Origin of the sequence: Paraburkholderia hiiakae (assembly GCF_904848665.1) — a bacterium.
GTDB lineage: Bacteria > Pseudomonadota > Gammaproteobacteria > Burkholderiales > Burkholderiaceae > Paraburkholderia > Paraburkholderia hiiakae.
Genome location: NZ_CAJHCQ010000001.1, coordinates 734,052 through 756,718 on the forward strand (window position 1 = coordinate 734,052; position 22,667 = coordinate 756,718).

Consider the following 22,667-nt stretch of genomic DNA (forward strand, 5'->3'; position numbering starts at 1 on the left):
CGCAAGGCGCGGTGTTCGCAAGAACGCCGCGCTTTTGCACGTAATCGGCGCGAACGGACGAAGGTTCGCGCTGCATCGCTGGGGGCCCTAAGGCGGGCATTCTGCTAAAAAGGCCCCGTTTTACTGCCTGGTCGCGGGCAGTGCATTGGAGAATCAAATGAAAGTCATCGCTTTCGAGCGTAACCTGCAAGGTACGGGTGCGAGCCGCCGCCTGCGCATTGCTGGCAAGACCCCTGGCATCGTGTACGGTGTCGGCGCGGAGCCGGAACTGATCGAAGTCGATCACAACGCGCTGTGGCACGCCCTCAAGAAAGAAGCCTTCCACTCGTCGATCCTCGACCTCGAAGTGGCCGGCAAGTCGCAGCAAGTGCTGCTGCGCGACGTGCAATACCACCCGTTCCGTCAGCTCGTGCTGCACGTGGACTTCCAGCGCGTGGATCCGAACAAGAAGCTCCACACGAAGGTGCCCCTGCACTTCATGAACCAGGAAACCAACCCGGCTGTGAAGACGGGTGGCGCGATCATCTCGCACGTTCTGGCTGAAATCGAAATCCAGTGCCTGCCGGGCCAACTGCCGGAATTCATCGAAGTCGACCTCGCCAAGATCGAAGCTGGCCAGTCGCTGCACGCCAAGGACATCACGCTGCCGGCCGGCGTGACGCTCGTCCCGCACGTGGAAAGCGAAAACCCGGTCGTCGCGTCGGCACCCGTGCCGGCTGGCGCCCAGGCGGCTGCTGAAGGCGAAGAAGCGCCGGCTGCAGAGTAATCGCAGCGGCTTCAACGAGCCGATCCTCTCGATCCGTTTCCCTGAAACGGACGACGTGACCCGCCGCGGTTCGCCCCGGCGGGTTTTTTTTCGCACTTTTTCGTACACTTGCGGGTCGACTTACTGACTTCCGCAGGCGGAACACCACAATGATCAGGTTGATCGTCGGGCTCGGCAATCCGGGCGCCGAATACACGGCGACGCGCCACAACGCGGGCTTCTGGCTCGTGGACCAGCTCGCGCGCGAAGCCGGGACGACACTGCGCGACGAGCGGCGCTTCCACGGCCACTACGCGAAGGCGCGCCTCTACGGCGAGGAAGTGCATCTGCTCGAGCCGCAGACCTATATGAACCGCTCGGGGCAATCGGTCGTTGCGCTCGCGGCCTTCTTCAAGATCCTGCCCGATGAGATCCTCGTCGCGCACGACGAGCTCGATTTGCCCCCCGGCACCGTCAAGCTCAAGCTCGGCGGCGGCAGCGGCGGCCACAACGGCTTGAAGGATATTTCCGCGCATCTCTCGACCCAACAGTACTGGCGCTTGCGCATCGGCATCGGCCATCCGCGCGATCTGATTCCCGAAGGCGCGCGCGCAGGCGCCAAGCCCGATGTCGCGAACTTCGTGCTGAAGCCGCCGCGCCGCGAAGAGCAGGACGTGATCGACGCCTCGATCGAGCGCGCGCTCGCCGTGATGCCGACGTTCGTGAAGGGCGAGGCCGAACGCGCGGTGATGCAGTTGCATCGCAATGGTTGAAACAAGGAGAGCGTCTTGAGTCGTTACTGGAGTGACATCGTCAACCGGCTCGTGCCCTACGTGCCGGGCGAACAGCCCGCGCTCGCGAAGCCGGTCAAGCTCAATACCAACGAGAACCCCTATGCACCCTCCCCGCGCGTGCTCGAGGCGATCCACCACGAGCTGGGCGAGACGGGCGAGTCGCTGCGCCGCTATCCCGACCCCGTCGCGAAGCGCCTGCGCGCCGCTGTGGCCGCACATCACGGCATCCGCGCGGAACAGGTGTTCGTGGGTAACGGCTCGGACGAGGTGCTAGCCCACGCGTTCCAGGCACTGCTCAAGCACGACAAGCCGATCCTCTTTCCGGACATCACCTACAGCTTCTACCCGACCTACGCGCGGCTCTACGACGTCGAGTACCACACGGTGCCGCTTACCGGGCAGTTCACGATTCGCGTCGACGATTACTTGCAGCCGAATGGCGGCGTGATCTTTCCGAATCCGAATGCGCCCACGGGTCACGCGCTGCCACTCGTGGAAATCGAGCGGCTCGTCGCTGCGAACCCGGAATCGGTGGTGGTGATCGACGAAGCCTATGTGGATTTCGGCGCAGAATCGGCAATCGCGTTGATCGACCGCTATTCCAACTTGCTGGTCGTGCACACGACTTCGAAGTCGCGCTCGCTCGCGGGCATGCGCGTGGGGTTCGCGTTCGGTCACCCCGATCTCATCGATGCGCTCAACCGCGTGAAGGACAGCTTCAACTCGTACCCGCTCGACCGCCTCGCGCAAGCTGCTGCGACGGCCGCTTACGAAGACGCCGAATGGCTCAAGACGACAAGCGCGCGCGTGATCGCAAGCCGCGAGCGTCTGACGGCCGCGCTCTCGGCGCTCGGCTTCGAAGTGGTGCCTTCGGCGGCAAATTTCGTGTTCGCGAAGCATCCCGCACACGACGCGGCCGCAATTGCGGCCAAACTGCGCGAAAAGGAGATCTTCGTGCGCCATTTCAACGCGCCGCGCGTAAATCAGCATCTGCGTATCTCGATCGGCACCGATGCCGAGTGCGATACCCTCGCCGATGCGTTGAAGGCCATCGTCGCGTAAGAAGCCGGCAAGATGAAATAAAAAACGCGCCAGTTGGCGCGTTTTTTATTTCCGGAGGATTCAGCGATTCAGGCGGCGTTCTTCGCCGCCGTCAGCGCGTGATACTTCTGCATCAATTGCTCGGGCGACTCGGCATGCTCCGAATTCTTGGGAATGCATTCCACCGGGCACACCTGAATGCACTGCGGCTCACCGAAATGGCCGACACACTCGGTGCACTTCCTCGGGTCGATCACATAGATTTCCGGGCCCATCGAGATCGCGTCGTTCGGGCACTCGGGCTCGCACACGTCGCAATTGATGCACTCGTCGGTAATCATCAGGGCCATGCTTATCTCACTTCCTGCCGGCGCGAGGGCCGGCTCACACGTTGCTTAGCCCCATAGTTTACGCTGCTTTCGCCGCGCGTTCACGCCTTCGTGACCGGGCCGCCCATCGAGGCCACCTTGTCCTGCAGGCGCTTTTCCACGGAAGGAAACACAAACTTGCTGACATCTCCGCCCAATTGGGCGATTTCGCGCACAATCGTGCCCGAAATGAACTGATACTGGTCCGAAGGCGTCATGAACATCGTCTCGACGTCGGGCAGCAGATAGCGGTTCATGCCTGCCATCTGAAACTCGTACTCGAAGTCCGATACCGCGCGCAGGCCGCGCACGATCACGCGTGCGTTGTTGGTGCGCACGAAGTCCTTCAGGAGCCCCTTGAAGCTCATGACCTGGACATTCGGATAATGTCCGAGCACCTCGTGGGCAATCTCGAGCCGCTCCTCGAGCGAGAAGAAAGGCTTCTTGTTGCGGCTGTCCGCAACGCCGACTACCAGCGTGTCGAAAATACTCGACGCGCGCCGCACGAGATCTTCGTGGCCGCGCGTGAGCGGGTCGAAGGTACCGGGGTACACGGCGACTACCATGAGGCTTCTCCTCTCAACAGAAATGGGGCGCAATGCAGTGTCGTGGCGACGCATGCGCACGTGCGCGCGTGACGGCCAAGCCGCCCGCCGCTTCTTATCGAACGCGCATTATTCCTCATTTTCGCGCTGCAGCAAATGATAGTGAACCGCACCCGCCTTGCCCTCGCGCGCCACGCGCCAGCCTGCCAGCGCGGGCCGCGCAGCCGGATCGACCGGCTCGCCAGACTCCACGTAAAACCATCCGCCCGGGGCGACAAGCGGCGCGGCGAGTTCTAGCGAGCGTTCGAGCAGCGCGGTGTCGCCGAACGGCGGATCGAGGAACACCACATCGAACGAGCCTGGCGCGAGATTGGCCGCGAGGCGCAGGGCGTCGGCTTCCGCGATTTCGATCGTGCGCGCGCCAAGGCGCGCCTGGTTCGCGCGCAACTGCGCAGCGGCGCGCGCGCTGCGCTCCACCATCACGACGCGCGCGGCGCCGCGCGAGGCCGCCTCGAAGCCAAGGCCGCCGCTGCCCGCGAACAGGTCGAGGCAGCGCAGGCCGTCGAGGCGCTGGCCGAGCCAGTTGAAAAGCGTTTCGCGCACGCGGTCGGGGGTCGGGCGTAGTCCATCGAGATCGAGCACCGGCAGCGGCGTGCGCTTCCAGTCGCCGCCGATGATACGGACCGTGTGTGCGCCGCCGCCACGTGTGCGCGGATCGGACTGATGGGAGCGGCTGCCTTGGCCACGTGAGGACGAGGAACGGGTCATGCGTTGGGTCGTACGGCTGTGTGCATTTGACCGCCGGCAGTCAACCTGCCGGTGGAACTCGACTGCGAGGTTCGGGCGCCACGCTTTCGCGTCGCATCCTCCAATGCGCGCACGTTACCACAGGGACGCGCACGTGCCGCACGCACGCCGCAACGCTCCCCTCAGCGACGCCGCAGCGACTCCAGCTAATGTGCCTGATAAAATGCCATGTTTTCCGCGCGTTACCTCTTCCCTTGCCGTCGCTGACCGCCCCTCGGTCCGACCCGCAGCGCGCCTGACCCACCCCATACCATGTTCAGTTTCTTCAAACGATTCCGCGGCTCGAAGGATGCCGAGAACGCTTCGGCCGAGAACGCTCAGGACGAAGCCACGCTCGAGGCGCCGGACGAGGCCGTTGAGGCACCCGTCAGCACGGCGCGCGAAACGTCGCCTGCGCCGTCCGTTACCCCGGCCGTGACCGCGCCGCCCGTGACCGCTCCGGTCAAGCCTGTCGCTCCGCCGCAAGCCATCGCCGCCGACGATGACGAACCGGAAACCGTCGAGATCGTCCCACCGCCCGCGCTCGAGGCCGCTGCAAAGCAATCCTGGCTCAAGCGCCTGAGGTCAGGGCTCTCGAAAACGGGCTCGAACATCCAGAGCATCTTCGTGAACGCGAAGATCGACGACGATCTTTACGAGGAGCTTGAAACCGCGCTGCTGATGTCGGACGCGGGCGTCGATGCCACGGAATATCTGCTGGAAACGCTGCGCCAGAAAGTACGCGCCGAGCGCCTGACCGACGCGCAGCAGGTGAAGAATGCCCTGCGCGAGCTGCTCATCGGCCTGCTCAAACCACTCGAAAAGTCGCTCATGCTCGGTCACGCTCAGCCGCTCGTGATGATGATCGCGGGCGTGAATGGCGCGGGCAAGACCACCAGCATCGGCAAGCTGGCGAAGCATCTGCAGAGCTTCGACCAGAGCGTGCTGCTCGCCGCGGGCGACACCTTCCGCGCCGCCGCGCGCGAACAGCTCGCCATCTGGGGTCAGCGCAACAACGTGACAGTCGTGCAGCAGGAAGGCGGCGACCCGGCCGCGGTGATCTTCGACGCCGTGAGCGCCGCGCGCGCACGCCGCATCGACGTGGTGATGGCCGACACCGCGGGCCGCCTGCCCACGCAATTGCATCTGATGGACGAGTTGAAGAAGGTTAAGCGCGTGATCGGCAAGGCGTTCGACGGTGCGCCGCACGAGGTAGTGCTCGTGATCGACGCGAACACAGGCCAGAACGCGCTCGCGCAGGTCAAGGCCTTCGACGACGCGCTCGGTCTCACCGGCCTTATCGTGACGAAGCTCGACGGCACCGCCAAGGGCGGCATTCTCGCCGCGATCGCGCGGCAACGCCCGATTCCCGTGTATTTCATCGGCGTGGGCGAGAAGGTCGAAGACCTGCAACCGTTCGTGGCCGAGGAATTCACCGACGCGCTGCTTGGCGGCTAAAAGCACACGTTTAACCGGATTTAGATACACAAAGGGCGTCGTTCTCGCGAACGACGCCCTTTTTTATTAACGAGGCCAACGTAAGCCGGTCAGCCGCTCACTCCGAATCCGGTTGCACGCCGGGCGCGGCGCGCGCGAACGCGTCGAGCGTGAGCGCGTAGTCGTTGATGCGCTGAATAGTCGGGTAACGCGTCGTGTCGATCTTGAACCGGTTCGCGTTGTAGACCTGCGGCACGATGCAAAGATCGGCGACGGTGGGCGTGTCGCCGAAAGAGAGCTTGCCGGTGCGCGAATCGCTCGCGAGCCGCTGTTCCAGCGTCGCGAAACCCGCCTCGATCCAGTGGCGGTACCACGCGTCTTTCGTCGCGTCGTCCGCGCCAACGGTGTGCTTGAGGTACTTCAGCACGCGCAGGTTGTCCACCGGGTGAATCTCACATGCCACCTGCAGCGCGAGCGAGCGAACGTGCGCGCGATCGGCGGGCGACTGCGGCAGCAGCGGCGGCTCGGGATGCGTCTCCTCCAGATACTCGATGATCGCGAGCGACTGCTGGAGCGTGTGCCCTTCGTCGTCGACGAACGCCGGCACGATCGCGTCGGGATTGACCTCGAGATAGGCAGGCTTGAGCTGCTCGCCGCCGTCGCGCACGAGATGGATCGGCACGTACTCGTACGACAGGTTCTTCAGATTCAGCGCAATGCGCACTCGATACGATGCCGAACTGCGGAAATAGCTGTAAAGCTTCATGCTCCTCTCTTGCTCCTTTTGAATCGTGATGCGGACCGCGCCGCTCAGACGACCCGCACGGCGAATTCGCCGATCCCCGCCACACCGCCCGTCATCAGATCGCCCTTCACGACGGCGCCCACGCCTTCGGGCGTGCCCGTATAGATCAGGTCGCCAGCCTTGAGCTCGAACAGCGTCGAAAGGAACGCGATCGTGTCGGCAACCGGCCAGATCATTTGCGAGATGTCGGAGCGCTGCTTGTCCTCGCCGTTGACCGCGAGCCAAATTTCTCCCTTCGCGAGCTGGCCGATTTTCGAAACCGGATGGATCGGTCCGATGGGCGCCGAATGATCGAAGCCCTTCGCCGTATCCCACGGACGACCTAGCTTCTTCGCCTCGCCCTGCAAGTCCCGGCGCGTCATATCGAGACCGAGCGCATAGCCGTAGACATGGTCGAGCGCGCTTGCGACCGGAATATCCTTGCCGCCCTTGCCGATCGCCGCGACAAGTTCCATCTCGAAGTGCACGTTCTTAGATTGCGCGGGATAGGGAAACTCGGCGGTCGAACCGGGTGCGACATAGAGCACGGCGTCGGCGGGCTTGGAGAAGAAGAACGGCGGCTCACGGTTCGGATCGTGGCCCATCTCGCGCGCATGCGCCTCGTAGTTGCGGCCAACGCAGTAGATGCGCCGCACGGGAAAACGCGAGTCGCTGCCAGCCACCGGCACCGAGGCGAGCGCCGCCGGTTCGAATACGTACGTCATGGAGTTCTCCGTCTTTGTGATGGGGTGTGCGCGAGGCACGCGGGCCTGTAGATCTTTACGGCTTGTCAGGCGTGGAGGTGCGGCTTGCGCGCCAGAACAATCGCGAGTGTAACGCGCGACGGTGAGCGCGCGCGGCGGAGTCTTCAGGTGGCCGGCGAGGCACAGCGTGCTCATGCGATACTTGTCGCATCCCCAATTCAATACGACGGCGGCGCGCCGCGCGCCGTCGAACGAACCGCGCTCGCCCATGACCACCGCCGATTCCACCGACATCTTCCCGTGCGCCCGCTTCATCAAGGAGATCGGCCGCGGACCGCACGGGGCTCGCTCGCTTTCGGCCGAAGACACGCACGCGCTCTACGCCGCGATGCTCGACGGCCGCGTGCCCGAGCTGGAGCTAGGCGCGGTGCTGCTCGCCTACCGCCTCAAGGGCGAAACTGCAGTGGAACTCGCTGCCATGCTGCGCGCGGCACACGCGTCGTTCGCACCGCTGGCAACGCCGGCAGGCGACTATCGGCCTGTTTCAATTCCCAGCTACAACGGCGCGCGCAAGCAGCCGAATCTCGTGCCGCTGCTGGCCCTGCTGCTCGCGCGCGAAGGCGTGCCGACGCTCGTGCACGGCGTCGCCACCGATCCGGGCCGCGTGACGAGCGCTGAAATCTTCGCCGCGCTGAACCGGCCCGAAGCACACAATCACGCCGAAATCGAGGCGCAGCTCGCGTCGAGCCGCGTGGCGTTTTCTTCGATCGAAACGCTCGCGCCGCAGCTCGCACGGCTGCTTTCGCTGCGTCGGCGCATGGGTGTGCGCAACTCGACCCATACGCTCGTCAAGCTGCTGCAACCGTTCGCCGAGCCGGGCCTGCGCCTCGTGAACTACACGCACCCGCCGTACCGGGAAAGCCTGAGCGCGCTCTTCGCGGCGCACCCGGACGCGGCTGTCGGCGGCGCATTGCTCGCGCGCGGCACCGAAGGGGAAGCTGTCGCCGATACGCGGCGCCAGGTGCAGGTGGACTGGCTGCACGACGGCATCTGCGAGACGCTGATCGAGCCGGAGCGTTCATCACCCGGCGCTCCCGAAATCGATCTTCCGGAAGGTCGCGATGCGCCCACTACGGCGGCATGGATCGAAGCGGTGCTGCGCGGCGAAGCGCCGGTTCCCGAAGCCATCGCGCGTCAGATCGAGACGATCAAGCGCATCGCGAAACGTTAAAGACCGATCGAATCCGCGCGCCGCCCAATGCGCTGAAAGCCGCGCGGACGGGCGACCCGCGTCGATAGGTAGAAACGCATCGGCGCGCTTTGTCGGCTATCTTCACGCATCTTCACGTGGCCTATCTGCAAATTCCCTGTTGACACGCGCATCCGCCCTGATTTACATTGGACGGATGCGTTCCTACCCGAACACCCTCCGCATTGCCTTCGGCCTACTATCGGCCCTATCGCTACGCCTAGCCTAAAGCTGGTGTAGCGCCGCAACGACCCCCTCTCCGGTCACCGCGGTCCTCCCAAAGCAGTTCTCGTAGTACCCCAAATCCGCTGTATCTCTACAACCTGTCGTCTGCATTCGTCCGCTTACCGTTCGGACGAGTCGCGAGGTCAAAATGCACGTTGCATGGGCATCGTTCACGTCCGCTTTCGCCGCGCCGGCTACCGCCGTCACCGTGGCCGTCTTCTTCGCGTCCGAGGTTGCCGCCCGTACGCATGAAGTTTCGCGCATCGTGCTCCGTCGCCAGCCCGCTAGCCGCCCGCTGCCGACAGCCATCGCAAACGACACCATGAAGAACGAGGCTCGTCATGTTGCGTAATCCCGCCGAGAAGTACCGCCCCTTCCCCGCCATCCGCTTGAACGGCCGCAAATGGCCGACGCGCACCGTCGAACGCGCGCCGATCTGGATGAGCACCGACCTGCGCGACGGCAACCAGTCGCTGATCGAGCCGATGAGCATCGAGCAGAAGACCGAGTTTTTCGAGATGCTCGTCGCGATCGGATTCAAGGAAATCGAAGTCGGCTTTCCGTCCGCTTCGCAGACCGACTTCGATTTCGTGCGCAAGCTGATCGAAGAAAAGCGCATTCCTGACGACGTGACCATCGAAGTGCTCGTCCAGTCGCGTGAAGAACTGATCGCACGCACCTTCGAAGCGCTCGAAGGCGTGCCGCGCGCAATCGTCCACCTCTACAACGCGATCTGCCCATCGTTCCGCAAGATCGTGTTCGGTCATTCGAAGGAGGAAGTCAAGGCGCTCGCGGTCGAAGGCACGCGCATCATTCGCGAACATGCTGACAAAAACCCGCAAACGCACTGGATTTACCAGTACTCGCCCGAAACGTTCAGCATGACCGAGTTGACCTTCGCGCGCGAAGTCTGCGATGCGGTGGCCCAGACGTGGCGCCCGACGCGCGATCACAAGATGATCGTGAATCTCCCGGCGACCGTCGAAGCGGCGATGCCCAACGTCTACGCCGACCAGATCGAGTGGATGGACCGCAACCTCGCGTATCGCGACAGCATCGTCCTTTCCGTGCACCCGCATAACGACCGCGGCACGGCCGTGGCCGCCGCCGAAATGGCGCTGCTCGCGGGTGCGGACCGCATCGAAGGCTGCCTGTTCGGTAATGGCGAACGCACCGGCAACGTCGATCTCGTCACGCTCGCGATGAACCTCTACACCCAGGGCATCGACCCGGGCCTCGACTTTTCCGATATCGACGCCGTGCGCCGCGTGGTCGAGCGCTGCAACCAGTTGCCCGTGCACCCGCGCCATCCGTATGCCGGCGACCTCGTGTTCACGGCGTTCTCGGGCTCGCACCAGGATGCGATCCGCAAGGGCTTCGCGCAGCAACGGCCCGACACCGTTTGGGAAGTGCCCTATCTTCCGATCGATCCCGCTGATCTCGGCCGCAGCTATGACGCCGTGATCCGCGTGAACAGCCAGTCGGGCAAGGGCGGCGCGACGTATCTGCTCGAGCGCGGCATGGGCTTCACGCCGCCGCGCCGCGTGCAGATCGAGTTCAGCCACGCCGTGCAGACCGTCGCCGATACGTCGGGCGAGGAAATCACGGGCGATGCAGTCTGCGCGCTCTTCGCGCGTGAATATTTCGAAACGCGCGGACCGGCCGCCAACATCGGTCCAGGTCGTGTGCGCTGGGAAGGCCGCGACGTCGCCATGCCGGCTGCCGCGAGCATCGATGAAGCGCATGCGCAAGCTGTGGCCGCCGCAATCGCGGCGATGGCGGGCGAGAGAATTGAAATCACGTCGTTCGAGAGCGAGCGTACGGCGCAGGGCGGCACGGCCGTATTTGTCGGCGCGCGTGTGGGCAGCCAGCCGCTGCGCCACGGCGTGGGCGTGGGCGAAGACGCGGTCCATGCGTGCATTGCGGCAGTGGTCAGCGCGGTGAATCGTGCGGTCTGGACGCAAGCAGATCGGCGCGTGGCGGCCTGACGCCCCTCGCACGCGGCAAGGTAAGCAGTTTGACGTTAAGCAGGGAAATCGGCGGGATTGTTGAGCGCCGGCGGCAAAACGGGCCGCCAGCGTGCGCCTGAAACGCCTTAAGCGGCGTTCCAGCGAGTGGACTTACCAGGTCATCACTCGATCGCGCAACGTGTCGCCTGCCATGCGAGCAGACGCCAATGCCCCCCTTCCTGCGTCTGGATCGCCGTGTAGGCAATAGGAAAGAGCAGCGCGCCGTTGTTCGCTTCCATCTCGATCAGCACGCGGCCCGAGACTACGCAGGCCTCGTTTCCAGCGTGAAGCACGTCCTGCGACTGGATCTCGATCTGGCGGTACCGGCGGCGGCCCGCCGTGATCGCCTCGATGAACTGCTGTTTGGTCTCGCGTTTGCCGTTGGTGTGGACGAAGGTCGCGTGATCGGACAGCAACTGGTCCAGCGACGTGCCGTCGCCGTCAACCATCGCGCGAAAGCGCTCGCGCTCAAGTCCGCGAATCGCATCGATTAATTTTGCCGCCATCGCTAGAGCCCCTTGCGCGCCGGCCCGCGCCTGAGCGCAGATCCACGCCGAAGATTTTCAGCATACGTCTGGCTGAAATTTATACCAGGATTCGGCGCAAGGATACTTGCGATCAAAGACAACGTCTCCATCTATACACCACAAACCATGCGCCCGGTGAAAACCGCGCATGGCGGTGGCGGCATCCCCATGGCCGCGCCCTGATGTCGCAGCGCAGCACTTTCAGCTTCGTCCGATGTCTATATATTAGGTTCCGTGGCAATGTCCGAGCGCCGCGTGGCCTGTCGAGAACCCCTGATTCAACCCTTTATTTCCCGCGCCCTCGCGCTGGACGGTTGTCCCGTTCTAGAGTGTTCCTTCGGCCTGCCCCCCCTGCGCTGGCCTGCGCCGGGCGCGAGGCCCCGCCCCGCTTGGCTGCCGGCGTTTAGTGTAATCTATCGATACAACCATTTCGATAGGAACAAAGGAACCTTGAAGCCCCTACAGACTCCAAGTATTAGCACTCGGCAATTCAGAGTGCTAACATCCAGCGTGGAGTCGCTGTCTGACTTTTGCAAGATTCCTAAGGAGTTCGCTACGTGAGCAACGCAATGACCATGACCCTTCCGAATACGCTGAGCCCGTCATCGGCCAAGGCCGGGGGCTCATTGGCGCTCGCGAATGCTTCCCTGTTGCCCGGCCAGCTGGGCAACATCGACGCCTATATTCAAGCCGTGAACCGGATCCCGATGCTGACGCCGCAGGAAGAGCGCCAGTTCGCGACCGAGTTTCGCGAGCAAAACAATCTTGAAGGTGCGCGCCGTCTGGTGCTGTCGCACCTGCGTCTCGTCGTGTCGATCGCACGTAATTACCTCGGCTACGGCCTGCCGCACGCCGACCTGATCCAGGAAGGCAACATCGGCTTGATGAAGGCCGTGAAGCGTTTCGACCCCGAGCAGAATGTCCGCCTCGTGTCGTACGCGATGCACTGGATCAAGGCCGAGATCCACGAGTACATCCTGCGCAACTGGCGCATGGTGAAGGTCGCCACGACCAAGGCGCAGCGCAAGCTGTTCTTCAACCTGCGCAGCCACAAGCAGGGCCTGCAGTCGTTCACGCCGGAGGAAATCGACGGCCTCGCGCAGGAACTGAACGTGAAGCGCGAAGAGGTCGTGGAGATGGAAACGCGCCTGTCAGGCGCTGACATCGCGCTCGAAGGCCAGACCGATGACGGCGAGGAGTCGTTCGCCCCGATCGCCTGGCTCGCCGACTCGCATAGCGAGCCGAGCGCCGTGCTGGCCGCACGTTCGCGCGACCGCCTGCAGTCCGACGGCATCGCGAGCGCGCTGGAAGCGCTCGACGCCCGCAGCCGCCGCATCATCGAGGCGCGCTGGCTCAACGTCGAGGACGACGGTTCGGGCGGCTCGACTCTGCACGAACTAGCCGACGAGTTCGGTGTTTCGGCCGAGCGCATTCGCCAGATCGAGGCAAGCGCCATGAAAAAGATGCGCACCGCGCTCGCCGAGTACGCGTAAGCACTACGCGTAAGCCTTAGCAGGCCTGAACGCTAAACCGAAAACCCCGTTCCCGCGAACGGGGTTTTTCTTTTGCGCGCCCCGCAAGCTGAGCACCTTCGCACCGGCCTCGCTGTTTCCACCCTAAGATGATTTCGAGGTGGTGAGCCAGAGGCCGCGCCGCGGTCTGGCCTCGCAACGCGTTCGAGGGCACCCGTCGTCATGATCCCGGCTTCCGGTCAACGCCAGCGCACACCGTCGTTGCTGCGCACGCGCATCCTTCAGTGGATGCGCGGCCCCACCTTCGCGCGCGATATTGCCCTCGTTCTTGTCATCAAGCTCGTCCTGCTGATGGCGCTCAAATACGCATTCTTCAATCACCCGCAGGCAGAAGACATGAACATGCCGCCTGCCGCTGTCGCGCAGGCCATCCTGGCCGTGCCCATGACATCAAAGCTCAAGCCATCCGCGTCCCAACCTCAGACCATGCCGCCACAACGAGGAGACCGTTATGCCCACGATTGAATCGGTGGAACTCTCGCGTCTTCAGTTCGCCATCACCGCGCTCTACCACTTCCTCTTCGTGCCGCTCACGCTCGGCCTCTCGTGGCTGCTCGTCATCATGGAGTCCGTCTACGTGATGACCGGCAAGGTGATCTACAAGGACATGACGCAGTTTTGGGGCAAGCTCTTCGCCATCAACTTCGCGATGGGCGTCACCACCGGCCTCACGATGGAGTTCCAGTTCGGCACCAACTGGTCGTACTACTCGCACTATGTGGGCGACATTTTCGGCGTGCCGCTCGCCGTGGAAGGGCTCGCGGCGTTCTTCCTCGAATCGACCTTTGTCGGGGTGTTCTTTTTCGGCTGGAATCGTCTGTCGAAAGGCGCGCATCTCTTCACCACGTTTCTCGTCGCGCTCGGCTCGAATCTTTCCGCGCTGTGGATTCTCATCGCCAACGGCTGGATGCAGAACCCCGTGGGCGCGGCGTTCAACTACGAAACCATGCGCATGGAACTCACCAACCTGTTCCAGGTGATTTTCAACCCCGTCGCGCAGGTGAAGTTCGTGCACACGGTTTCGGCCGGCTACGTGACGGCGTCGATGTTCGTGCTCGGCATTTCGTCGTGGTACCTGCTGCGCCGGCGCGACGTGGAGTTCGCGCTGCGCTCGTTCGCGATCGCCGCGGGCTTCGGCCTGGCGTCCACGCTGTGCGTGCTGATCCTCGGCGACGAATCGGGCTACACCGACGGCGTCGTGCAGCAGGTCAAGCTCGCCGCCATCGAATCCGAATGGGACACCGCGCCCGCCCCGGCGCCGTTCACGCTGTTCGGCCTGCCTAACCAGAAGGAAGAGCGCACCGACTACGCGATCCGCATTCCCTGGCTAATGGGCATCATCGCCACGCGCTCGATCGACACACCCGTGATCGGCCTGAAAGACCTGATGGGTCGCGCCGAGGTGCGCATCCGCAACGGCATGCTCGCGTACGCCGCGCTGCAAAAGATGAAAGAAGGCAGCGCCGACACCGAAACGCGCGACGTGTTCGAAGCGCACAAGGCCGACCTCGGCTACGGCCTGCTCCTCAAGCGGTTCACGCCGAACGTGGTCGACGCGACCTCCGAGCAGATCAGGGCCGCGTCGAGAACCGCGATACCGCCCGTTGCACCCGTATTCTGGTCGTTCCGCGTCATGGTGGGTCTCGGCATCTTCTTTCTCGTAACCTTCGTGCTCGCCTTCTGGTTCTGCGCGCAGCGCTCGCTGCTCAAGGAGAACCGCCGCTGGTTCCTCCGCTGGGCGCTGGTGGCGATCCCGCTGCCGTGGCTCGCCGCCGAGTTCGGCTGGGTCGTCGCGGAAACGGGCCGCCAGCCGTGGACCATCGCTGAGGTGCTGCCCACGCGCCTTTCGGCTTCGAGCCTCGCGCCCGGCGACGTGATGCTGAGCATCGCGGGCTTCGTGATCTTCTACACCGTGCTCTTCATCATCGAGATCACGCTGATGTTCAAGTACGCGCGCCTCGGGCCGTCGTCGCTGCACACCGGCCGTTACTTCCACGAGCAGACGGCCACGCTGGCGACCGACGGCAAGGTCATGTGATCGACGCGAGATAACGAAAGACGCGAGGGAACACGCCATGGACTACGCAACGCTCAAGTTGATCTGGTGGGTGCTGATCGGTGTGCTGCTGATCGGCTTTGCGCTTACCGACGGCTTCGACATGGGCGCGGCCGTGCTGCTGCCCTTCGTCGGCAAGAACGACGAGGAACGCCGTATCGTCATCAACGCGGTGGGCGCGACGTGGGAAGGCAACCAGGTCTGGTTCATCACCGCGGGCGGCGCGATGTTCGCCGCCTGGCCGCTCGCCTACGCGGCGTCGTTCTCGGGCTTCTACTTCGCGATGCTGCTCGTGCTCTTCTCGCTGTTTTTCCGGCCCGTGGGCTTCGACTATCGCGGCAAGCGCGTGGACGTGAGATGGCGCCAGGGCTGGGACTGCGGTCTCTTTATCGGCGGCTTCGTGCCCGCGCTCGTGTTTGGCGTGGCGTTCGGCAATCTGCTCCAGGGCGTACCGTTCGCCTATGACACGGACCTGCGCGTGACGTATCACGGCAGCTTCTTCGCACTCCTCAATCCGTTCGCGCTGATCTGCGGACTGGTGAGCGTTTGCATGCTCACCGCGCACGGTGCGGCGTTTTTGAAGACGAAGACCGATGGCGTCGTCGCCATGCGCGCCTCGAAGGCGCTGAGGCTCTTCGCGGCGCTCACGGTCGTTTTGTTCCTCGTGGCGGGCGCGCTCGTGGCGACGCTCATCGGCGGCTATACCATTACGTCGCCCGCGCCTCTCGATACGGTGGCCAACCCGCTCCTCAAGAGCGTCGATTCCGGGCCTGGGCTTTGGCTCGCCAACTACGGGCTTTATCCGTGGATGGCGCTCGCCCCTGCCCTGGGTCTGCTCGGCGGCGTGCTCGCGTTCGCACTCGCGCTCTCACGCTTCGAGCGGCTCGCGTTCCTGAGTACGGGGCTGCAGATCGTCGGCGTGATTCTCACCGCGGGCTTCTCGATGTTCCCGTTCATCATGCCCTCGTCGCTCGACCCGCGTTCGAGCCTCACGGTCTGGGACGCGACCTCGAGCAAGATGACGCTCGAGATCATGCTCGTTGCCGTCATCATTTTCCTGCCGATCGTGCTCGGTTATACGGCATGGGTCTATCGCGTCATGCGCGGCAAAATTACCGCTGATGCCATACGGGACAACCATCACACGTTGTACTAAGCATCGAAGACGTTGAAAGACGCCAGAAACGAAAACGCCGCGGCATGCGCCGCGGCGTTTTTCATAGGCATGCAGCGATTCGATTACGCCGGCTGAAGCGCCAGTTCACGCGCATAACGCGGCGCGGCATCGCCGACCACGATGTGCAGCGTATCCGCCGAGATCCACGCCACGTCGAGCGCGCCGAGCTTCTCGCGATCCACGGCCGCCGGGTCGCGCACGACCACGCGCAGGCGTGTGGCCGCTACCGCGTCGAGCGAAACGATGTTGGCAACGCCGCCGAACACCGCGAGCCAGCGCGACGGATTCGGATCGAGCGGACCCTGCGCGACATCCGCGCTCGCGTTCGCCTCACCGGCCGGAACGGCCTGTGCAGCGGGCTGCGCCGCGGCAACCGGCTTAGCCGCCGCCGCACCGCCGCGTGCGATCTCACCGCGAATTTCATCGGCGATGATATCCGCTTCCGGCCCGATGATGACCTGCACGCTTTCGCCGCCGCGCTTGAGTACGCCGCGCGCGCCGATTGCCTTCAATGCCGGCTCCGAAACATGCGCCGGATCGGCCACCGAGAGACGCAGACGCGTCGTGCAGGCATCGACCACCTTGAGGTTGGCCGCGCCGCCCAGCGCATCGATGTAACGCGCAGCACGCGAGAGCGACGCCGCCGTTGCCGCGCCACCAGCCGCCACCTCAACGCCAGACATCGTCGAGGCGATTGCCGTATCGCCCGCCGAGGCTTCGCGGCCCGGCGTGGGCAAGTTGAAACGGCGAATGAAGTAGCGGAACAGCCCGTAGTACACGACCGCATAGACCACGCCGAGCGGAATCGCATACCAGCCATGCGTGGAGAGCCCGTAGTTCAGCACGTAGTCGATGAAACCCGCCGAGAACGTGAAGCCGAGCTTGATGCCGAGCAGCGAGCAGATTGCCAGCGACAGCCCCGTGAGCACCGCATGGATCGCGTAGAGCACGGGAGCGAGGAACATGAACGTGAACTCGATCGGCTCAGTCACGCCCGTGAGGAACGAGGTGAGCGCCATCGAAAGCAGCAGGCCGCCCACCATCGCGCGCTTGTCCTTCGGCGCTTCGTGCAGCATCGCGAGGCACGCTGCCGGCAGGCCGAACATCATCACCGGGAAGAAGCCGGCCATGAAGCTGCCCGCGGTGGGGTCGCCCGCAAAGAAGCGGTGCAGGTCGCCCGTGACGGCGCCGCCGCCGGCTGCCGGCGTGAACGAGCCGAACACAAACCACACGAGCGAGTTGAGAATGTGATGCAGACCCGTGACGAGCAAGAGGCGGTTGAGCAAGCCGTACACGAAGGTGCCGATCGCGCCCGCCGTGGTGAGCCAGTGGCCGGCCGTGTCGATCACGCCCTGCACCGGTCCCCACGCATAGCCGAACACGATGCCTAGCACCAGACACGTAAGCCCTGTGACGATCGGCACGAAGCGTTTGCCGCCGAAGAACGCGAGAAACTCGGGCAGCTTGATGTCCTTGAAGCGGTTATAGAGCATGCCCGCGACGACACCGGCCACCACGCCCGACAGCACGCCCATATTGAGCTTGTCGTTGATGTCCTTCATCACGGCGGTCTGGACCAGATAGCCCAATGCGCCCGCGAGGCCGGCTACGCCGTTGTTGTCCTTCGCGAAGCCCACGGCGATGCCGATCGCAAACAGCAACGGCAGGTTATCGAAGATCGCGCCGCCCGCGTCGGCGATGATCTTGATGTTGAGCATGTCGGCCTGGCCGAAGCGTAGCAGGATGCCGGCGACCGGCAGCACTGCGATGGGAAGCATCAGCGCGCGGCCGAGGCTTTGTATCTTGAGAAACGGATTGCCATCCATTGAACTGCCTCCAGTCTCTATCTCTTGCTTGACGTGTGGGTGAGAGAAGCCGGCGCACGATCGCTGCGCACGCCGGCGTGTTTTTAAGGATTGCTTAGGGTAGGTGCAACAGAAGCCATCAATCGAGCGGCCAGCTTTCGCGGCTTGCCGCACGCACGGCTTGCGCCGATTCGAGTGCGAGCGCGCTTTGAGCGCGCTGGCGACAGTCGTTGTAGTCGAGCTTGCGCACGCGCGCCTTGATCGACGGCACGGAAACCGGATCGACGGAAAGCTCCGTCACACCGAGGCCGATGAGCAGCGGCACCGCGAGCGGATCGCCCGCCAGCGCACCGCACACGCCCACCCACTTGCCGTGCTTGTTCGCACCCTCGACCGCCGCTGCCACGAGACGCAGCACGGCCGGATGCAGGCCGTCGGCCTGCGCCGCGAGATCGGGCTGGCAACGGTCCATCGCGAGCGTGTACTGCGTGAGATCGTTGGTACCGATCGAGAGGAAATCGGCATGGCGCGCGAGCTGGTCCGCGAGCAGCGCAGCCGAGGGTACCTCGATCATCACGCCCACTTCGATCGGCTCGGTGCGGCCCGCTTCGCGTGCGAACGTGTCGATGCGCTCGCGCAGGCGCACGAGTTCGCCCACGTCGGTCACCATCGGCAACAAGATGCGCACCTTGCCCGCCGGCTTCACGGCAAGGAGGCCGCGCAGCTGGTCGTCCAGCAGATCGGGCCGCACCTGCGCGAGGCGAATGCCGCGCAGACCCAGCGCCGGGTTCGGCTCGGGCGGCAACGTCAGATAGTCGACTTCCTTGTCGGCGCCCACGTCGAGCGTGCGGATGATCGCCGTGCGGCCCGCGAGCGCATCCGTGATTGCCTGGTAGCTCTGAAGATGCTCTTCCACCGTCGGTGCCGCCTGGCGATGGATGAACAGCAGTTCCGTGCGCAGGAGACCCACGGCGTCCGCACCGTTATCCACCGCCGTGTTGGCATCTTCCAGCGTCGCGATGTTGGCCGCGACCTCCACCGCGTGGCCGTCGCGCGTGGCGGCGGCTTCGTGCGACGTGCGGCGGTTCGCTTCGCGCACGCCGGCCTGGCGCTGCTTCTCGCTGCGCGCACGCTCGATATCGAGCGCACTCGGCGTGTACGCAAAGCGGCCTGCGAGCGCATCGATGACGACTTCCGTGCCCTCCGGCACCGCATGAAGCGCGTCGCCGAGCGCGACGATCGCCGGAATGCCCGCCTGGCGCGCGATGATCGATGCGTGCGAGGTCGCGCCGCCGCGCGCCATCACGAGCGCCGTCACGCGCTTGCGGTCCAGCGTTGCGAGATCGGAAGGCGTGAATTCGTCGGCGGCGAGCACGGCTTCTTCGGGCAGCGTGCGCGCGGCCGTGTTCGAGAGGCCGAGCGCGCGCAGCACGCGCTTTTCGAGGTCGCGCAGGTCGGCGGCGCGCTCCGCGAGCAGCGGATCGTCCACCTTGCCGAGCACCGCGATCTGCGCGCGAATCGCTTCGCGCCACGCGTAGCCCGCGCTCTTGCCGAGGCTGATCGCATCGCGTGCGGCGTCGACGAACGTCGGGTCTTCCAGCAGCACGCGGTGCATCGTGAAAATGCCCGCTTCGCCAATCGCGCCGCGCTGCGAAGCCGTGCGCACGCTCTGGTTCAGTTCGGCGTCCACAGCGGCGATCGCCTTATCGAGCAGACGGCTTTCCGCGGCCGACGAGCCGCTCGCGAGTTCGGGCGGCGTGAGTTCGGCTTCGTCCCAGCGCACCAGCTTGCCCACCGCAACGCCCGGCGCCGCGCATACGCCCGCGAGGACGCCCGCCTCGGCGGGGGATGCCACGACGGCCGCGGCTTCCGGCATCACGGGCGCGGGCGACTGCTGCCGCGCCGGGGCTTCGCCGCCCTCGCCGGGCGCTTCGCGCAGGAGTTCGTTGGCTACGGCGTCCACGGCGCGCTGCGCCTCCCGGCCGATGCCGACGAGTTCAATGGTCGCGCCCTCGCCCGCACCGAGGCCCAGCAGGCCCACGACGCTTTCGATGGCAGACTTGCGATCGCCAAAGCGGACCTCGACGCGCGCGTCGATGCCGCGCACCGCTTCGCGCGAGCGCGCCGCCGGTCGCGCATGCAGACCGCCCGCATGCGTGAGCGTGACGCTGCGGCGCACTTCGTTCGCAACCAGTTCGTGGGCCGTGGCGATCTGTGCGCCATCACGCACGCGCAGCACGAGCAACCCGGACTTGCCCGCTTCGACGTGACCCGCACCCGCGCGCTCGATCACTTCGAAGGCATCTGAATTGGCGATCGCGACGACCGAGACGAGGCTCGGCGCATTGCACGCCACCACGTCGAGATCGAAGTCGATCAGCGTGTCGCCGCGGCGCACCTGCGCGCCCTGCGCGACTTTCGGCGTGAAACCTTTGCCGTTCAACTCGACGGTGTCGATGCCGACGTGCACGAGCACCTGTGCGCCTTCGGCCGTTTGCAGCGTGACCGCGTGGCCGGTGCGCGCGAGATGCACGACGATGCCGTCGCACGGCGCGACGACACGGCCGACGAGCGGATCGACGCCAATGCCGTCTCCGAACAAACCTTCCGAGAACACCGGATCAGGCACCGACGCGAGCGGCACGACCGGCCCAGTGAGCGGCGAAACCAGCACGATGTGCCCCTCGACGCGAGTATGCGGATCCATCAGGCGAGACTCCTCGATGCGTTCCATTCGCTTTCCAATCTAGTGTGTTTCGGTGACTTTGTTCAGGTAACGCGGCTCGTCGGGGTTGCGCCCGCGCGCGGCCGCCAGGCCCGCCGCCATCACGTAGAACGACAAAATGGCCGCGATTGGATCGAGCGCCGCATCGGCAGCCGTTTCGAGCGGCAGCGCAGCGCCTGGCACGTCGGCGGGGGCCGCGAGCAGCACGCGCGCGCCGCGTTTTTCCATGTCGCGGGCAAACTCGATCAGGCCTGCCTGCTCCGGCCCGCGCGGTGCGAACACGAGTAGCGGGTAATCGCGGTCGATCAGCTCCATCGGGCCGTGCCGCACTTCGGCGCTCGAAAACGCCTCGGCCTGGATGCCCGACGTTTCCTTGAGCTTGAGCGCCGCTTCCTGCGCAATAGCGAGGCCCGGACCACGGCCGATAACAATCATCTGTTTGACGTCGCGCAACTCTTCGACAGCCTTCGACCAGTCGAGCGTGCCCGCGCGATCGAGCGCGTCGGGGAGCGCGCGCACGGCGTCGAGGAACGCAGCGTCGCGCTGCCAGAAGCCGACGAGCTGTGCCGACATCGCGAGCATGGCGATATAGCTCTTGGTGGCGGCCACGCTGAGCTCGGCACCGGCGAGGAGCGGCAACTCAGTGCCGGCGGCTTCGGCGAGCGGCGAGCCCGCGACGTTGACCATCGCTGCCGTCAGCGCACCGGCTTCGCGTAGTGCCTTGATCGTCGCCACGAGGTCAGGACTCCTACCCGATTGGGAGAAAGCAAGGGCAAATTGGCCCCGCACGCGTAAGGGCGCCTGCTGGAGCGTAGCGATCGACATGGGAATCGAGGCCACCGGCACGCCGATGCGGCTCATGGTGAGCGCGGCGAAGTAGCTCGCCGCGTGATCCGAACTACCGCGCGCGACCGTGAGCGCAACATGGCGCGGCTCGGCCTCCAGCGCGCGGGCGAGCGCTTCGACGGGCGAGGTGTCCGCGAGCTGCGCGGCGACGACGCTGGCCGAGGCCAGCGCTTCTTTAAGCATATTCGACAATCGATTCTCCTTCGACATAAGTCGCGGTGAGCGCCAGCTCGCGATCGAACACGTTGACATCGGCCCATGCGCCGCGCACGAGGCGGCCACGGTCTTCAATGCCGAGGTAGTCGGCGGCATAGCGCGACAGGCGCGCAGACACGTCCGCGATCGGCAAGCCGATCGAAACGAGGTTGCGCAGTGCCTGGTCCATGGTGAGGGTGCTGCCCGCGAGCGTGCCGTCGGCAAGACGCACGCCGCCGAGGCATTTCGTCACGTGCTGGCTGCCGAGGCGGTATTCGCCGTCAGGCATGCCGGTGGCCGAGGTGCTGTCGGTCACCACATAAAGGCGCGGAATGGCGCGCAGCGCGGCGCGGATCGCGCCGGGATGGACGTGCAGCAGGTCGGGAATGATCTCCGCGTACTCGGCATGCGCGAGCGCCGCGCCGACCACGCCAGGATTGCGATGATGCAGCGGCGACATTGCGTTGAAGAGATGCGTGAAGCCGCAGGCGCCGTGCTTGAGCGCGGCCACGGCGTCGTCGTAGGTCGCGAGCGAGTGGCCGATCTGCACGCGCACGCCGCGCGCCGCCATCTCGCCGATGATCTCGATATGGCCCGCGATCTCGGGCGCAACGGTCACCACGCGAATCGGCGCGATCGAGAGGTACTTGAGCACTTCGTCGAGCACGGCCGAAACGGCCGCGTCGGGCTGCGCGCCGAGCTTGCCGGGGTTGATGTACGGGCCTTCGAGGTGCACGCCCAGCACGCGAGCGCCGCCCGCCGTGCGGTTGCGCGTGACGTTGCCAAGGCCCGCGACCACATGCATCAGCTCGTCGCGCGGCGCGGTCATGGTGGTGGCCAGCAGGCTCGTGGTGCCATAGCGGGCGTGCGTACGCGCAATGGTTTCGATCGCGTCGCCGGCTTCCATGACGTCGGCGCCGCCGCCGCCGTGCACGTGCAGGTCGATGAAGCCCGGCAGGATGTAAGGCGCGTCGTTCTTCGCCGGATCGGTGGCCTCGCCCGTGATCGCGGTGATGCGTCCGTTCTCGAACGACAGCGTGCCGTGGATCCAGCCTTCAGGGGTGAGTATGTTTCCGCTCAACATGAGAGTTTTCCGATGAGGCGCATCAAAGCGCGA

20 protein-coding genes are annotated in these 22,667 nt (G+C 64.9%); 10 read left to right on the plus strand and 10 right to left on the minus strand.

Annotated features, from left to right (window positions below; genetic code table 11):
• The first annotated feature begins 157 nt into the window (after window positions 1-157).
• From JMY28_RS03145 to hisC, 3 genes are all read left to right on the plus strand, one after another.
• Entirely contained in the window at window positions 158-766 is a 609-nt protein-coding gene (locus tag JMY28_RS03145) for a 50S ribosomal protein L25/general stress protein Ctc (RefSeq protein ID WP_201694436.1), read from the plus strand.
• A 149-nt stretch (window positions 767-915) separates the two neighbouring features.
• Window positions 916-1,518: an aminoacyl-tRNA hydrolase gene (gene pth, locus JMY28_RS03150; RefSeq protein WP_201694437.1), complete on the plus strand. Its 603-nt coding sequence runs from the start codon at window positions 916-918 to the stop codon at window positions 1,516-1,518.
• Between the two features lie 15 nt (window positions 1,519-1,533).
• A complete protein-coding gene (gene hisC, locus JMY28_RS03155) occupies window positions 1,534-2,601 on the plus strand; it encodes a histidinol-phosphate transaminase (protein WP_201694438.1) in 1,068 nt (355 codons plus the stop codon).
• A gap of 68 nt (window positions 2,602-2,669) precedes the next feature.
• On the opposite strand, the gene JMY28_RS03160 is transcribed toward hisC, so the two are convergent.
• The 3 genes from JMY28_RS03160 to rsmD form a co-directional block, all read right to left on the minus strand.
• A complete protein-coding gene (locus tag JMY28_RS03160; RefSeq protein ID WP_201694439.1) occupies window positions 2,670-2,930 on the minus strand; it encodes a YfhL family 4Fe-4S dicluster ferredoxin in 261 nt (86 codons plus the stop codon).
• A gap of 80 nt (window positions 2,931-3,010) precedes the next feature.
• Window positions 3,011-3,514 (minus strand): pantetheine-phosphate adenylyltransferase, encoded by a 504-nt coding sequence (gene coaD / locus JMY28_RS03165; RefSeq protein ID WP_201694440.1) that lies wholly within the window; start codon window positions 3,512-3,514, stop codon window positions 3,011-3,013.
• 108 nt (window positions 3,515-3,622) lie between these two features.
• On the minus strand, window positions 3,623-4,261 hold the full coding sequence (rsmD, locus tag JMY28_RS03170; RefSeq protein ID WP_201694441.1) for a 16S rRNA (guanine(966)-N(2))-methyltransferase RsmD: 639 nt from the start codon (window positions 4,259-4,261) through the stop codon (window positions 3,623-3,625).
• Window positions 4,262-4,552: 291 nt separating this feature from the next.
• Between rsmD and ftsY the strand changes: the two genes are divergently transcribed.
• Window positions 4,553-5,737: a signal recognition particle-docking protein FtsY gene (gene ftsY / locus JMY28_RS03175; RefSeq protein WP_201694442.1), complete on the plus strand. Its 1,185-nt coding sequence runs from the start codon at window positions 4,553-4,555 to the stop codon at window positions 5,735-5,737.
• Between the two features lie 97 nt (window positions 5,738-5,834).
• On the opposite strand, the gene maiA is transcribed toward ftsY, so the two are convergent.
• Both maiA and JMY28_RS03185 read right to left on the minus strand, forming a co-directional pair.
• Window positions 5,835-6,482: a maleylacetoacetate isomerase gene (gene maiA / locus JMY28_RS03180; RefSeq protein ID WP_201694443.1), complete on the minus strand. Its 648-nt coding sequence runs from the start codon at window positions 6,480-6,482 to the stop codon at window positions 5,835-5,837.
• A 44-nt stretch (window positions 6,483-6,526) separates the two neighbouring features.
• Entirely contained in the window at window positions 6,527-7,225 is a 699-nt protein-coding gene (locus tag JMY28_RS03185) for a fumarylacetoacetate hydrolase family protein (RefSeq protein ID WP_201694444.1), read from the minus strand.
• 247 nt (window positions 7,226-7,472) lie between these two features.
• Between JMY28_RS03185 and ybiB the strand changes: the two genes are divergently transcribed.
• Both ybiB and leuA read left to right on the plus strand, forming a co-directional pair.
• On the plus strand, window positions 7,473-8,435 hold the full coding sequence (ybiB, locus tag JMY28_RS03190) for a DNA-binding protein YbiB (protein ID WP_201694445.1): 963 nt from the start codon (window positions 7,473-7,475) through the stop codon (window positions 8,433-8,435).
• Window positions 8,436-9,019: 584 nt separating this feature from the next.
• Window positions 9,020-10,666 (plus strand): 2-isopropylmalate synthase, encoded by a 1,647-nt coding sequence (gene leuA, locus JMY28_RS03195; RefSeq protein ID WP_201694446.1) that lies wholly within the window; start codon window positions 9,020-9,022, stop codon window positions 10,664-10,666.
• A gap of 143 nt (window positions 10,667-10,809) precedes the next feature.
• Here the strand turns inward: leuA and JMY28_RS03200 are convergent, their stop codons facing one another.
• The gene (locus JMY28_RS03200) at window positions 10,810-11,193 is read right to left on the minus strand and encodes a nuclear transport factor 2 family protein (protein WP_042270104.1); all 384 of its coding nucleotides are present in this window, start codon (window positions 11,191-11,193) and stop codon (window positions 10,810-10,812) included.
• A 578-nt stretch (window positions 11,194-11,771) separates the two neighbouring features.
• On the opposite strand from JMY28_RS03200, the gene rpoH reads away from it, so the two are divergent.
• The 4 genes from rpoH to cydB all read left to right on the plus strand — a co-directional run bounded on the left by rpoH (window position 11,772) and on the right by cydB (window position 15,958).
• The gene (gene rpoH, locus JMY28_RS03205; protein ID WP_201694447.1) at window positions 11,772-12,707 is read left to right on the plus strand and encodes an RNA polymerase sigma factor RpoH; all 936 of its coding nucleotides are present in this window, start codon (window positions 11,772-11,774) and stop codon (window positions 12,705-12,707) included.
• A 201-nt stretch (window positions 12,708-12,908) separates the two neighbouring features.
• On the plus strand, window positions 12,909-13,211 hold the full coding sequence (cydP, locus tag JMY28_RS03210) for a cytochrome oxidase putative small subunit CydP (protein WP_236596663.1): 303 nt from the start codon (window positions 12,909-12,911) through the stop codon (window positions 13,209-13,211).
• Window positions 13,198-14,784 carry a cytochrome ubiquinol oxidase subunit I gene (locus JMY28_RS03215; protein WP_201694448.1) on the plus strand — a complete coding sequence of 529 codons (1,587 nt, stop codon included), beginning with the start codon at window positions 13,198-13,200 and terminating at the stop codon, window positions 14,782-14,784. The genes cydP and JMY28_RS03215 overlap by 14 nt, the downstream gene beginning before the upstream one ends.
• A 37-nt stretch (window positions 14,785-14,821) precedes the next feature.
• Window positions 14,822-15,958, plus strand: coding sequence for a cytochrome d ubiquinol oxidase subunit II (cydB, locus tag JMY28_RS03220; RefSeq protein WP_201694449.1), 1,137 nt, complete (start codon window positions 14,822-14,824; stop codon window positions 15,956-15,958).
• 83 nt (window positions 15,959-16,041) lie between these two features.
• Here cydB and nagE read toward each other — a convergent pair whose 3' ends face one another.
• The 4 genes from nagE to nagA form a co-directional block, all read right to left on the minus strand.
• Window positions 16,042-17,805, minus strand: a complete 1,764-nt coding sequence (gene nagE, locus JMY28_RS03225; protein ID WP_201694450.1) for an N-acetylglucosamine-specific PTS transporter subunit IIBC — start codon at window positions 17,803-17,805, stop codon at window positions 16,042-16,044.
• A gap of 118 nt (window positions 17,806-17,923) precedes the next feature.
• The gene (gene ptsP / locus JMY28_RS03230) at window positions 17,924-20,518 is read right to left on the minus strand and encodes a phosphoenolpyruvate--protein phosphotransferase (RefSeq protein WP_201694451.1); all 2,595 of its coding nucleotides are present in this window, start codon (window positions 20,516-20,518) and stop codon (window positions 17,924-17,926) included.
• 12 nt (window positions 20,519-20,530) lie between these two features.
• On the minus strand, window positions 20,531-21,538 hold the full coding sequence (locus JMY28_RS03235; RefSeq protein ID WP_201694605.1) for an SIS domain-containing protein: 1,008 nt from the start codon (window positions 21,536-21,538) through the stop codon (window positions 20,531-20,533).
• A complete protein-coding gene (nagA, locus tag JMY28_RS03240; protein ID WP_201694452.1) occupies window positions 21,531-22,634 on the minus strand; it encodes an N-acetylglucosamine-6-phosphate deacetylase in 1,104 nt (367 codons plus the stop codon). Before nagA ends, JMY28_RS03235 begins: the two co-directional genes overlap by 8 nt.
• Between the last annotated feature and the right edge of the window lie 33 nt (window positions 22,635-22,667).